Source organism: Bradyrhizobium sp. ISRA430 (assembly GCF_029909975.1).
In the GTDB taxonomy this organism is placed as follows: domain Bacteria; phylum Pseudomonadota; class Alphaproteobacteria; order Rhizobiales; family Xanthobacteraceae; genus Bradyrhizobium.
On the sequence record NZ_CP094516.1, the window covers coordinates 4950805 to 4963341 of the forward strand.

The 12537-nt window shown below is 65.8% G+C and carries 12 protein-coding genes; 3 read left to right on the forward strand and 9 right to left on the reverse strand.

The genetic code is table 11. The features are described from left to right. Positions 1 to 80 precede the first annotated feature (80 nt). Positions 81 to 602 (reverse strand): hypothetical protein, encoded by a 522-nt coding sequence (locus MTX21_RS23535; protein ID WP_280967065.1) that lies wholly within the window; start codon positions 600 to 602, stop codon positions 81 to 83. Positions 603 to 849: 247 nt separating this feature from the next. On the opposite strand from MTX21_RS23535, the gene MTX21_RS23540 reads away from it, so the two are divergent. The 3 genes from MTX21_RS23540 (at position 850) to MTX21_RS23550 (ending at position 3522) form a co-directional block, all read left to right on the forward strand. Beyond that, a complete protein-coding gene (locus MTX21_RS23540; RefSeq protein ID WP_280967066.1) occupies positions 850 to 2520 on the forward strand; it encodes an FAD-binding dehydrogenase in 1671 nt (556 codons plus the stop codon). Positions 2521 to 2693: 173 nt separating this feature from the next. Beyond that, positions 2694 to 3044, forward strand: a complete 351-nt coding sequence (locus tag MTX21_RS23545) for a RidA family protein (protein ID WP_027549734.1) — start codon at positions 2694 to 2696, stop codon at positions 3042 to 3044. A gap of 112 nt (positions 3045 to 3156) precedes the next feature. Continuing rightward, on the forward strand, positions 3157 to 3522 hold the full coding sequence (locus MTX21_RS23550; RefSeq protein WP_280967067.1) for a nuclear transport factor 2 family protein: 366 nt from the start codon (positions 3157 to 3159) through the stop codon (positions 3520 to 3522). Positions 3523 to 3711: 189 nt separating this feature from the next. On the opposite strand, the gene MTX21_RS23555 is transcribed toward MTX21_RS23550, so the two are convergent. The 8 genes from MTX21_RS23555 to MTX21_RS23590 form a co-directional block, all read right to left on the reverse strand. Continuing rightward, entirely contained in the window at positions 3712 to 4560 is an 849-nt protein-coding gene (locus MTX21_RS23555) for an amidohydrolase family protein (RefSeq protein ID WP_280967068.1), read from the reverse strand. A gap of 3 nt (positions 4561 to 4563) precedes the next feature. Continuing rightward, positions 4564 to 5541: an aldo/keto reductase gene (locus MTX21_RS23560; RefSeq protein ID WP_280967069.1), complete on the reverse strand. Its 978-nt coding sequence runs from the start codon at positions 5539 to 5541 to the stop codon at positions 4564 to 4566. Positions 5542 to 5628: 87 nt separating this feature from the next. Further along, complete coding sequence (locus MTX21_RS23565; protein ID WP_280967070.1) at positions 5629 to 6561, reverse strand: sugar-binding protein; 933 nt, start codon at positions 6559 to 6561, stop codon at positions 5629 to 5631. A gap of 95 nt (positions 6562 to 6656) precedes the next feature. Then, on the reverse strand, positions 6657 to 7739 hold the full coding sequence (locus MTX21_RS23570) for an ABC transporter permease (RefSeq protein WP_280967071.1): 1083 nt from the start codon (positions 7737 to 7739) through the stop codon (positions 6657 to 6659). After that, positions 7739 to 8500 (reverse strand): ATP-binding cassette domain-containing protein, encoded by a 762-nt coding sequence (locus tag MTX21_RS23575; protein WP_280967072.1) that lies wholly within the window; start codon positions 8498 to 8500, stop codon positions 7739 to 7741. The genes MTX21_RS23570 and MTX21_RS23575 overlap by 1 nt, the downstream gene beginning before the upstream one ends. 12 nt (positions 8501 to 8512) lie before the next feature. Next, positions 8513 to 9835: a xylose isomerase gene (gene xylA / locus MTX21_RS23580; protein ID WP_280967073.1), complete on the reverse strand. Its 1323-nt coding sequence runs from the start codon at positions 9833 to 9835 to the stop codon at positions 8513 to 8515. After that, on the reverse strand, positions 9836 to 11290 hold the full coding sequence (gene xylB, locus MTX21_RS23585) for a xylulokinase (protein WP_280967074.1): 1455 nt from the start codon (positions 11288 to 11290) through the stop codon (positions 9836 to 9838). A 105-nt stretch (positions 11291 to 11395) separates the two neighbouring features. Further along, entirely contained in the window at positions 11396 to 12460 is a 1065-nt protein-coding gene (locus MTX21_RS23590; RefSeq protein ID WP_280967075.1) for a LacI family DNA-binding transcriptional regulator, read from the reverse strand. Between the last annotated feature and the right edge of the window lie 77 nt (positions 12461 to 12537).

Here is a 12537-nt window from a genome sequence, read left to right on the forward strand (position 1 = left end):
CCCTTCAAATAGGCGCTAGCCCGCGGGCGGGCAAGCGCCGCCGGCGGGCAAAACGATCAGGTCACGTCGCGCTGATGGATTTAGTGAAACAACTCGCCCCGGGCGGACTCGAGCTGGTCCGCTGGCGGAAGAGGCCGGCGCAGCGGCCTGCTGGTCGAAGCCTGCGCGTCCAGGTAGCAGGGCTTGTACATGGCCTGAAGCTGCTTGCCCCGGAGGAAGAGCATGTGCGGGGTGAGACCGCCACGCTGTGCGATCCAGCGCCTCACCTGCGAGGGATACATCGCGTAGAGCATCTGGGTGGCTTCGGCATTGGTGATGGCCCGGCCATTGGCGCCAAAATCCCAAGCCGCGTGGAAGCCCAGCGTCGCGTGCGAGGTGACGCAGATGCGATCGCGCGGGATCGCGCCGAGGACGATGGTGCAGGCCGAAGCACAAAGGCCGTCGATGATGACGGTTTCACCGGACTGGCGCAGATCCTGGTAGCGGTCGACATAGGTTCCGATCCGGCCGCCACGATCGTCCGCGATCCGAACCACCGCGTGAGAGGCCCCCATGCCCGCGATCAAGAGAATCGCCGCGAGCAACCCCGTCAGAAGCTTCATTTCCCCGCCCCAGTCGATTTCGAATCTTTGTGTCTGGTGGTGATGCGCAGCTAGCGTCCGTCGTAACCGTGGTTTTGTCTAGGCACGCTGGCCCGCTCAAAACAAATTCAAATCCAGTGTTGCGTCCGCGCTGCACTCCGCCGGCCTCGGTCCCAAACCGGAACAAGTTAACGGACTCTTACGCCTTCCACACTTGATCTCAGCTACGGCCGCTGGCTTCAATCCGGACAACTACAGGGGGAACCTCATGACCGTACATTCGGGCGAGCAGGCGGACGTCATCGTCGTCGGCGCGGGACTGTCGGGACTGGTGGCCGCAACCGAGATTGCGGATGCCGGCAAGCGCGTGATCGTCGTCGACCAGGAGGGCGAACAGTCGCTCGGCGGCCAGGCGTTCTGGTCGTTCGGCGGATTGTTCCTGGTCGATTCACCCGAGCAGCGCCGGCTCGGTATCAAGGACTCCTTCGATCTCGCCTTGCAGGATTGGATCGGCACCGCCGGTTTCGACCGCGACGAGGATTTCTGGCCGCGCCAATGGGCCGAGGCCTATGTGGCGTTCGCCGCCGGCGAGAAGCGCGACTGGCTGCGCGCGATGGGCCATCGCATTTTTCCGGTGGTCGGCTGGGCCGAACGCGGCGGCTATGACGCGATGGGCCACGGCAATTCGGTGCCGCGCTTCCATGTCACCTGGGGCACCGGCCCCGGTATCGTCGAGCCGTTCGAACGCCGCGCGCGCGAGGCGGCGAGTTCCGGACGGCTGATCTTCAAGTTCCGTCACCGCGTCGATGCGCTCTCCGTCACCAATGGCACGGTCGACGGCGTGAGCGGCGTCATTCTCGAGTCCGACAACGTGGAGCGCGGCAAGAGCTCCTCGCGCAAAGTCGTCGGCGAGTTCGCGCTGAAAGCGCAGGCGGTGATCGTCGCCTCCGGCGGCATCGGCGGCAATCACGACCTGGTGCGGCAGAACTGGCCGAAGCGGCTCGGCGAACCGCCGAAATTCATGATCTCCGGTGTGCCCGAGCATGTCGACGGCCGCATGATCGGAATCACCGAGGCGGCAGGCGCGCGGCTGATCAACCGCGACCGCATGTGGCATTATGTCGAGGGCATCCAGAACTGGTCACCGATCTGGCCGCGCCATGGCATCCGAATCCTGCCCGGCCCTTCCTCGATGTGGTTCGACGCGACCGGCACGCGCCTGCCGGCCCCGCTGTTTCCCGGCTCCGACACGCTCGGCCAGCTCGGCTACATCATGTCTACGGGCTATGATTATTCCTGGTTCGTCCTGACGCAGAGCATCATCAAGAAGGAGTTCGCGCTGTCGGGATCGGAGCAGAACCCCGATCTTACGGGGAAGAGCTGGCGCATGACGCTCCGCCGCGCCACCAACAAGGGCGCGCCGGCGCCGGTGGAAGCCTTCAAGAACCATGGCGTCGACTTCATCGTGCGCGACAAGCTCGAGGACCTCGTTGCGGCCATGAACAAGCTTGCCGGCAACGATCTCCTCAAGCTCGACTATGTCAAAATGCAGATCGAGGCGCGCGACCGCGAGATCGCCAACCCTTACGTCAAGGATGCGCAGGTGATGAACATCCACAATGCGCGCCGCTACATCGGCGACAAGCTGATCCGCACCGCCTCCCCGCACCGGATCCTCGATCCTGCGCACGGGCCGCTGATCGCGGTCAAGCTCAATATCCTCACCCGCAAGACGCTGGGCGGCTTCGAGACCGATCTCGACTCGCGCGTGTTCGGCCAGGAAGGACAGATCATTCCCGGGCTCTACGCGGTCGGCGAGGCCGCCGGCTTCGGCGGCGGCGGCATGCACGGCTATCGGTCGCTCGAGGGCACCTTCCTCGGCGGCTGCCTGTTCTCGGGCCGCAATGCGGGCCGCGCCGCGGCGAAAGCGGTGGGATAGATCGCGCGCCGGCACGCCGTTGCGGCATTCGCCGATACGATCGACGTCAAGGGCGTGACGACTCGATCCGGGCTTTTTCGGCCGATTTCCGTGGGCGACGCATGCGCCGCACGGGGTGGCAGAGCGCGAGGCCCTGCGCTAGACAGGGCCGCCCTTCCATCAGGAGACCCGCAATGAGCATTCAGCGTTTCGAAACCGGCCCGCGCATGAGCCAGGTCGTCGTGCACGGCAACACCGTCTATCTCGCCGGCGTCGTCGCCAACAAGGCGGCCGGCGAAAGCGTGACCAAGCAGACCCAGGACATCCTGGCGACGATCGACGGCCATCTCGCCAAGGCCGGCACCGACAAGTCGAAGCTGCTGTCGGCGACGATCTACATCACCGACATGAAGACCTTCCAGGAGATGAACGCGGTGTGGGACGCCTGGGTGTCGCCTGGCAACACGCCGGCGCGCGCCACCGTCGAAGCCAAGCTGGCGGCGCCGCAATACACCGTCGAGATCATGGTGACCGCGGCAAAGTGACGCCGCGTGATTTGTGCGCGCGCCGATAACCTCAGAGGTAATCGATCGGCGCGCGCAAACCTTCGATAGTCACGGTCAGCCGAACCACACGGCGCCATCGAAGGAGAGCACCATGACCGATCACGTCACCATCGCCCGCCGCTATATCGACCTCTGGAACGAGCGCACGGCGAGCCGCCGGCGCCAACTGCTCAGCGAAAACTGGACGGCGGACGCGAGCTACGTCGATCCCCTGATGAAGGGTGACGGCCATGACGGTGTCGACGCGCTGATTGCCGGCGTGCAGCAGCGCTTTCCCGACTTCAAGTTCAAGCTGATCGGCGAGCCCAACGGCTATGGCGACCATGTTCGTTTCAGTTGGGGCCTTGGCCCCGACGGCGTCGACAGCCCGATCAAGGGCACCGACTTCGCCGTACTCCGCGACGGGCGCATCAAGAGCATCACGGGATTTCTGGATCAGGTGCCCGCGGGGGCGTGAGGATCCGCGTTCTGCTTACCCTCTCCCCTTGTTGTGGGAGAGGGTGGCTCGCCGCGTAGCGGCGAGACGGGTGAGGGGTCTCTCTCCGCGAATAACTCTGCTGCGGTGAGCGCGCGGAGAGAGACCCCTCATCCGGCGCTTCGCGCCACCTTCTCCCACAAGGGGAGAAGGGGCAGCGAGGTCGCGGCTTTAGTTAGCCAGCAACCGATACGCAGCCTTCGCATTCGCCCCAAACGCCTTCTCGCGCACATGCGGGCCGAGCTTCGCCAGGCACGCTTCCAACGCGCCCTTGATCTCGCTGTAGCTTCCGGCAAGCAAACACACCGGCCAGTCGGAGCCGAAGATCAGACGGTCCTCGCCAAAACATTTGGCGACGTGGTCGACGTAGGGAAACAGCCGCTCCGCGGTCCAATCGTCCCATTTCGCCTCGGTCGCTAGCCCTGAGATCTTGCACCAGACATTGCCGCAAGCGGCGAGCGCGGCGATGCGATCGGACCATTCGGCGCTGCCGCCATCGGCGATCGGCGGCTTGGCGGCGTGGTCGAGGACGAAGCGCGCCTTGGGAAAGGCCTGCGCGGTAGCGATCGCGGCCGGCAGCTCGCGGCTGCGGACCAGGAGGTCGTAGGCGAGATCGTGCGCGAACACCGCGGTGAGTCCGCGCTGGACGTCCTCGCGCAGCAGCCAATCCGGATCGGACTCATCGTGGACCTGGTGGCGGATGCCGACGAGCTTCTCGCCACCAGGCGAAGTACGCAGCCGATGAAGCGTCTCGTCGAGCGCGCCGTCCGTAAGATCGGCCCAGCCGACCACGCCGATGACGGAGGGCGTTGCGCTGGCAATGCGCAAGAATTCCTCGGTCTCCGCCAGCGCGGAGCGGCATTGCACTAGGATGCTCGCGTCGATGCCGTTCGCCTTCAGAAGCGGCGCGAGGTCGACCGGGCCGAATGCGCGGCGGATCGGCGCCAGCTCCGGCGCTTCCATCCAGGGATAGTCGGCGCGCGCCGGATCCCAGAAATGCTGATGGCCGTCGATCACCATGCGCTACACTCCACCGGGCAACGGCGCCCGCGCATCGACGAGGTTGCGCGCGCGCAGCTCCTGCCAGAAGGCCGGCGGCACGGTTCGTTCCGACATCGCGATGTTGTCGGACACTTCCGCCGGCGTTCGGGCGCCGGTCAGCGCGACCGTCACCGCCGGATGGGCCATGCAGAACTGGAACGCGGCCGCCTTCAGCTCCGTGCCGTGCTTGCGACAGAGCTCGTCGAGCTCGATCGCGCGCTTGACGAGCACTGCGTCGGCATCCTCATAGTTGAATTTCGCGCCGGCGCGCGGATCGGCGAGGATGCCGCTGTTGTAGATGCCCCCGAGCAGGATGCCGATGTTTTTCCTAAGGCACAGCGGAAACAGCGCATCCAGCGCGCCCTGGTCGAGCAGCGTGTAGCGACCGGCCAGCAGGAAGCAGTCGAGGGACACGGCCTCGGCGAAGCGGACCAGCATCTCGGACTGGTTCATGCCGGCGCCGATCGCCTTCACCGTGCCCTCATCGCGGAGGCGACGGAGCGCGCGGAAGGCGCCGGCAACTGCGGCCTCAAAGTGGTCGTCCGGATCGTGAACGAGCAGGATATCGACGCGGTCGAGCCCAAGGCGCTTAAGGCTCTCCTCGACCGAACGCATGACGCCGTCATGACTGAAGTCGAACACCGGCCGCTCGCGCGGCGTGTCCTTATAGTGATCGTCCTCGCCCGCAACGCCGGCCGGCGCCCGCAAGAGCCGTCCGACCTTGGTGGAAATGACATAGGAATCGCGCGGTTTTTGCCGCAGGAAGCCACCCAGCCGCCGCTCGGCGAGGCCGAAGCCGTAGAGCGGCGCGGTGTCGAAGAAGCGGACACCAAGCGACCATGCGCGCTCGATCGTCGCTTCCGCGTCAGTGTCGCTGACCGCGGAAAACAATCCTCCGAGCGGCGCGGTGCCGAGACCGATTGATGTGACATCGAGAGCGCCGAACTGCGACCGTTTCATTGCCGTTCCTTCCGGGAGCCAGTGTCCCTCCCGCTTGCGGGCTCTGCAAGCGGGAGGGAGCATAAGAGTGTGGGGCTGGCGACACTCCTATTTCAACATCTGTGCGACGTTGTCCTTGGTCACGAGATCGAGGCCGGTATAGACGATCTCCGGCACCTTCTCGCCCTTCTTGATGGCGAGCAGCGTATCCATCGCCTTCTCGCCCATCTCGAACGGGCGCTGGCCGACCAAAGCATTGGCATAGCCGTCGCGCAGCAGCTCGAGCTGCATCTTCAGCGTATCGGCGACAACAAGCGTGAACTTGCCGGCGTCGATGTCCTTCTTGTACCTCGTGGCGAAAGCTTTGAAGCCTTCGGGGGCGAACATCGGCCAGCCGCCCACGGGAACGATCGCGGCGAGGTCGGGCGTCGCGGTACGCAAATCCGTCATCTGCTGGACCGCGAGCGCGGGATCATCGTTGCAGAAGGTCGGCGAGCCGCCGACCTCGGTCCATTTCGAGCCCTTCAGCGCCTCGCGAACGCCATCGACGCGTTCGGCGAGATTCTTGGCACCGGGGCCGCCCGAGACCATGGCATATTTGCCGCCGTCGGGCCGAAGCTTCAGCAATTGCTTGCCGAGCGCGAGGCCGAACTCCTTGTTGTTGGTGCCGATATAGGCGATGCGCTTGGAACCCGGCGCATCGGCGTCGAAGGTGATGACGGGGATGCCGGCCGCGGTCGCCGCCTCGATCGACTTGGTCATGGCCGCGACGTCGGCGACTGAGATCGCAAGGCCATCGACCTTCTGGGTGATGAAGTCCTGGATGATCTGCGCCTGCGTCGCCGGCTCGTGCTCGACCGGCCCCTTGTAGATGCACTCGATGTTGCCGAGCTCCTTGGCGCGCTTCTGGCAGCCATCGCGCGCGAAATCGAAGAACGGGTTGTTCATCGCCTTGGGCACGATCACGAAACGGTAGTTCGCGGCAAACGCCGGGGCCGCCATCATCACGACGGCCATGCCGGCAAGAAGAAGTCTCCTCATTGCTCTCCTCCACCCTTGTCTGGCGCCTATCCTCTCAAAATCGTCCGGGAAGCGGATAGGCGGCATCTTCGTTGCCCTCCCGAAACGACGTCACTTCAGATCATCCGCGAGCGGATGCGGTCGACCAGCACCGCCAGGATGATGATCACACCCACCAGCGTCTGCTGCCAGTAGGAGCTGACCTGCGCCAGCACGAGACCGTTGCGGATCACCTCGAGCAGCACGCAGCCGACGATGGCCCCTAACGGACCGCCGACGCCGCCGGCAAGATTGGCACCGCCGATCACGGCCGCCGCAATCACGTTGAGCTCATAGGATGTCGCCATGTTGGCCGGCGCCGATCCGAGCCAGCCGGAGATGATGATGCCTTGGAGTCCCGCGGCGAGCGCGCAGATCACATAGACCTCGATCTTTACCCGCACGACCGGGATGCCGGTCAGTTCGGCCGCCTTCTCGTTGCCACCGAGCGCGAAGACATGCCGGCCGAAGCTGGTGTGGTGCAGGACGATGGCCATCGCCAGCGCGAGGATGACGAGATAGATGAAAGGTACGGGTACGCCGAGCACGTCACCGGAGGTCGCTGCGTAGAAGTAATCGGCGTCCGGCCCGCCCGGAAAACTGCCGCGGCCGTTGGAGACGACATAGCCGAGCCCGCGCACGATCGAGAGCATACCGAGCGTGGTGACGAAGGGCGACAGGCCAAGCACGGCGATACAGAAGCCGTTGACGAGACCGGCGATCAGCGCGACGCCCAGACCGGCGAGGAGCGAGATCAGCAGGATGAGCCCCGGCACGTTGGCAATCACGGTCTTGCCGTCTGCGGCCATGTGAACGAACAGGGAGGCTGCGGGCGAGCCGGGCGTCGACAGCTCGGTCATGACCATCGAGGTGATCATCGCCGAGAAGCACATCATCGAGCCGACCGAAAGATCAATGCCGCCGGTGATGATCACGAAGGTGACGCCGAGCGTCGCAATGGCGATGAAGGAGAAATTCTTCGCCACGTTCTGCATGTTGCCTTCGGTGAAGAAATAGGGGCTGGCGAAATGCATGATCGCCAGCAGCACCGCGAGCGCGAGCAGGACATAGCCGGTCTGGGAGGCGAAGATGCCGCGCTGCCACCACCTGGCCTTGCCGATATTGGTGAAGGTGATCGGGGATTCCATGGGCATGGCCATCACGCCGCCTCCTTCGCGCCGGTGATGAGAGCGGTGACTTCCTCAGGGGACGTCTCATGGATCGGCTTGTCGGCGCGCTTCTCGCCGCGGCGCATGACCACGACGCGGTCGCACACCGCGAATACGTCCGGCATGCGGTGCGAGATCAGCATCACGGCGACGCCCTGCTCTTTCAGCCGGTGGATCAGGCTCAGCACCTGCTCGACCTGACGCACCGAGATCGCGGCCGTCGGCTCGTCCATCATCACCAGCCTGGCATTGGAGAGCCGCGTCCGCGCGATCGCGACCGCCTGGCGCTGGCCGCCCGACATCTGCTTGACGAGATCATACGGCCGTGTCTCCGAGCGCAGTTCGCCGAACAGCTCCAGCGCGCGCGCCGCCATCGCCTTGTGGTCGAGCAAGGCAAACGGGCCGAACTTGCGCTTCAGCTCGCGGCCGAGAAACACGTTGGCGGCCGCCGTCAGATTGTCGGCCAGCGCGAGGTCCTGATAGACCACCTCGATGCCGACCGCGCGGGCATCGACCGGGCGGTTGAAATGGACCGCGCTGCCGGCAAAGCGGATCTCGCCGTGGCTCGGGCGAAAATTACCGGCGATGATCTTGACCAGCGTCGACTTGCCGGCGCCATTGTCGCCCATCAGGCCGACCACCTCGCCCGGGAAGACCTGCATGTCGACGCCATGCAGCGCACGGATCGCGCCGAACTCCTTGCCAATCCCGGTCAGTTCGAGGACTGGCTGCTGTGCTGCTGCATTTGCCATAAGCCGCCTCGCTCAGACGTAGCGGTTGACCAGGGATTCCAGATACTCCTGCCGGCCCGAGCGCGGCTGCGGGTCGAAGCCGGGTGTGAGTGCACGATCGGCGAGATCGGCAAGCGAACGCTCTCCGCCGAGAATGGCACGGCCTTCGGCGCCCGCCCATCTGCCGTAACGCTCGGCGAGCGGCGCGGTGAGAGCGCCGGCATCGATCATGTCAGCGGCGGCAAGGAACGCGCGCGCGCAGGCATCCATCGAGCCGACATGGGCATGGATCAGGTCGTCGGGATCGATCGACTGGCGCCGGATCTTTGCGTCGAAATTGAGCCCGCCGGAGGTGAAGCCGCCGCGGTTCAGGATCTCGTGGAACACCAGGGCGAGCTCCGGCACGTTCATCGCGAACTGGTCGGTGTCCCAGCCGAGCAGATCATCGCCGCGGTTGATGTCGAGCGAGCCGAAGACGCCGAGCGCCTCGGCGAGCGCGACCTCGTGATGGAAGGAGTGGCCGGCAAGGATGGCGTGGTTCTGCTCGATGTTGAGCTTGACGTCGTTCAAGAGGTCGTAGCGCTGCAGAAAGCCGTAGCAGGTGGCGACGTCGAAATCGTATTGATGCTTGGTCGGCTCCTTCGGCTTGGGCTCGATCAGGATCGGGCCCTTGAAACCGATCTTGTGCTTGTGCTCGACCACGAGCGAGACAAAGCGGCCGAGCTGGTCGAGCTCGCGCCTGAGATCGGTGTTGAGCAGCGTCTCATAGCCCTCGCGCCCGCCCCACAGCACATAGTTCTGGCCGCCGAGCCGATGCGTCACTTCCAGCGCGGCGCGGACCTGGCCGGCGGCATAGGTGAAGACGTCGGGATCGGGATTGGTTGCAGCACCTGCCATGTAGCGGCGGTGCGTGAACAAGTTTGCGGTGCCCCAGAGCAGGCGCACCTTGCTCGCGGCCATCTTCTTCTCGAACAGATCGGCGATCGCGTTGAGGTTGGCGACAGATTCGGCGAGCGAGGCGCCTTCCGGCGCCGCATCGACGTCGTGGAAGGTGAAGAAGGGCACGTCCAGCAGGCGGAACAGCTCGAAGGCGATATCGGCCTTGGCCCGCGCCAGAGCCATCGCATCGGTGCCGTGGTGCCAGGGCCTCAAGAACGTCTCGCCGCCGAAGGGATCGCCGCCCGGCCAGCAGAACGAATGCCAGTAGCAGACCGCAAAGCGCAAGTGATCCTCGAGCCGCCGGCCATGGACCATGCGGTCCTTGTCGTACCAGCGGAAGGCAAGCGCTTGTCCGGCATCCTTGCCGGCAAAGGCGACGGGTGCGCTTGCATCGAAGAATTTGGCTGACGCGTTCACTTAAGCGGACTCCTTCAACGCGGGGTAAAGATCGCGCCAGCGGCGATAGGCATCGTCGTAGGCGGAAGCAGTGGCTGAGCGGGGCATGAAACTCGCAAGCCGCCGCGGTCGCGAGCAGACCTCTGCAGGCTCCTCGCCGGTGGCGGCGAGCCGGCCGAGCCGCGCGGCGCCGAGCGCTGCCCCCACCTCGCCTTCCTCGACGCGGTGGACGGGAATGCCGAGCACGTCGGCGCAGATTTGCGCCCAGAGTGGCGAGCGCGAGCCGCCGCCGACGAGATCGACCTCCGCGATCGGTCCGCCCGCTGCGCTCAGCGCCGCCAGATTGTCGCGCGCGGCAAAGGCGACGCCTTCCAGCACGGCCTGAACGATCTGGCCGCGGCCGGTCGCACCGCGTAGGCCTACAAAGGCACCGCTGGCCGCAGCGTCGTTGTGCGGTGTGCGCTCACCGTCGAGATAAGGCAAGAATTTGACGGGACTCGGCCGATCGACACGCTCACCGAGCGGCGCCAAGAGCGCAGCCGCCGGTGTCTCCATGACGCCGGCCAGCCAGGCAAGCGAGGCCGCCGCCGACAGCATCACACCCATCTGGTGCCACAGGCCGGGCAGCGCGTGGCAGAACGCATGGACGGCCGAGGCCGGCGCCGGCGCAAACCGATCGGTCACGCGAAACACCACGCCCGAGGTGCCGAGCGACAGGAAGGCATCGCCGGGTGCAATCGCGCCGAGCCCGATAGCACTCGCCGCGCAATCGCCGGCGCCGCCGGCGACCACGACGTCCTTTGCCATGCCCCAGCGCTGCGCCAATTCCGGCGCGAGCGTCGCGCTGACCTCGCTGCCTTCGATGAGGCGCGGCATATGGTGAAGATCGAGCCCGGTGGCATGCAGCAGCAAGGCGGACCAGCGGCGCTGGCCGACGTCGAGCCACAGCGTACCCGCGGCATCCGACACGTCCTCGACCATCTCGCCGGTGAGGCGATAACGGACATAGGCTTTCGGCAGCAGCACCTTTGCCACGCGCTCGAATATCTTGGGCTCATGCCGTGCGACCCAGAGCAGCTTCGGCGCGGTGAAGCCAGGCATCGCCAGATTGCCGGCGATGCCCTGCAGCGATGGACAGCGCCGCTCGAGCGCGGCGCATTCGGCCTGCGAGCGGCCATCGTTCCACAGAATGGCCGGGCGCAGCGGACGGCCGTCCGCGCCGAGCAGCGTCGCGCCATGCATCTGACCGGACAACCCGATGCCGCGCACCCGCGCGACCTCGCGCGGATGGCTTGCGGCAAGATCATCGACGGCGCCGATTGCCGCATCGACCCAGGCGTCCGGATCCTGCTCGGACCACAGCGGCGCGGGATGCGACAGCGCAAGCTCGCGCGCGGTCGTCGCGACGATCGCGCCGGCCTCGCTCACGAGCACCGCTTTCACACCGGACGTGCCGATGTCCATTCCGAGATACACGCCATCCTCCCTTTCGATCCTGTCGCGGCGTGCGAACTTTCGTCGCCTTCCCGCTAGGGGCCTTCTCGAAATCCGTCCTGCCGTTCGGCTGATCGTCCCTTGGGCCTAGGGCAGATTGTCCCGCATCACGATGTCGATCCTTATCTTCTCCTGTTCGCGCAGGATCGGCTCGCCGCGGGCGAGCGCGAGCAGCACGCGCACGGCGGCGCGCGCTTCATGCCCCGGGTTCTGCGAAATCGCGGCATCCATTACGCCCTGCAACAGCAGTCTGCGCGTCAGCACCGTGACGTCGTGACCGACGAACACCACCTGCTTATCCCGTCCGGCATCGCCGAGCGCCTTGGCGACGCCTTGCGTGCCGGCGCCGACGTTGTAGAGGCCGACTATGTCGGAATGAGCGCGCAGCAGTCGCCCCAAAACCTGTTCCGAGCGGTCGTCCTCGTCGCGGCCTTCCAGCACCGGCAGCACGTTAAGCCCGTGAAATTCCGCCGCCATCACCTGGGTGAAGCCGAAGATGCGCTCTGCATGGTCGCGCAGCCCCTGCGATCCCGCAACAATCGCGACCTTGCCGGACTTTTGACCGGCCAGCCGCCCCACCAGCGCGCCGGCGGTGCGGCCCGCGGCGATGTTGTCGATGCCGACATAATGGTGGCGGCGCGAGGACGGCACGTCCGAAACCAGCGTCACCACCTTGGTGCCGGCATCGACGAGGTCGTTGATCGCGGCGCGGACGCTCGGATGGTCCAGCGCCACCACGGCGACACCATCGCAATCGCCCGACAGCGCCTCAAGCGAGGCGGCGAGCACGGACGGATCGAACACATCGGTTGCAACGACCTCGACCGCGAGGCGGCGGGCCGAAAGCCAGGCCGACATCTCGCCGAGATAGTCCTGGATCTGCTGCATGAACAGGTTCGGCCCCGACGGCATCACGAAGGCGAAGCGGCGGGCCCGGCCGCGGGCGAGCTCGGCCGCAGCCACATGAGGCTGGAAGGCGTTGCGCGCGATCGCCTCCTTGACGCGCCGGACCGTGTCCGGCCGGACGCCCGGGCGGTTGTGCAGGACGCGGTCCACTGTCGCAAGACTGACGCCCGCCTGGCGGGCGATGTCCTTCAACGTCAGCGCGGTGCCGGCGACCGTGTCGGTATGCGTGTCGGTTTCCTCGGCCATGGCTGAAGGCTAGCAGAGGCGTTTTGAGGTACGCAACTCATTTTGAGGGGGCAAGCGGTGTTTTCGAGTCACGGTTG

What these genes read in the sequence shown, in the direction of transcription:
- MTX21_RS23545 (WP_027549734.1), top strand. Translation starts at nt 2,694, where the DNA reads ATGAGCATTCAGCGTTTCGAAACCGGCCCGCGCATGAGCCAGGTCGTC.
- MTX21_RS23565 (WP_280967070.1), bottom strand. Translation starts at nt 6,561, where the DNA reads ATGAGGAGACTTCTTCTTGCCGGCATGGCCGTCGTGATGATGGCGGCC.
- MTX21_RS23555 (WP_280967068.1), bottom strand. Translation starts at nt 4,560, where the DNA reads ATGGTGATCGACGGCCATCAGCATTTCTGGGATCCGGCGCGCGCCGAC.
- MTX21_RS23575 (WP_280967072.1), bottom strand. Translation starts at nt 8,500, where the DNA reads ATGGCAAATGCAGCAGCACAGCAGCCAGTCCTCGAACTGACCGGGATT.
- MTX21_RS23535 (WP_280967065.1), bottom strand. Translation starts at nt 602, where the DNA reads ATGAAGCTTCTGACGGGGTTGCTCGCGGCGATTCTCTTGATCGCGGGC.
- MTX21_RS23550 (WP_280967067.1), top strand. Translation starts at nt 3,157, where the DNA reads ATGACCGATCACGTCACCATCGCCCGCCGCTATATCGACCTCTGGAAC.
- MTX21_RS23590 (WP_280967075.1), bottom strand. Translation starts at nt 12,460, where the DNA reads ATGGCCGAGGAAACCGACACGCATACCGACACGGTCGCCGGCACCGCG.
- MTX21_RS23570 (WP_280967071.1), bottom strand. Translation starts at nt 7,739, where the DNA reads ATGGCCATGCCCATGGAATCCCCGATCACCTTCACCAATATCGGCAAG.
- MTX21_RS23560 (WP_280967069.1), bottom strand. Translation starts at nt 5,541, where the DNA reads ATGAAACGGTCGCAGTTCGGCGCTCTCGATGTCACATCAATCGGTCTC.
- MTX21_RS23540 (WP_280967066.1), top strand. Translation starts at nt 850, where the DNA reads ATGACCGTACATTCGGGCGAGCAGGCGGACGTCATCGTCGTCGGCGCG.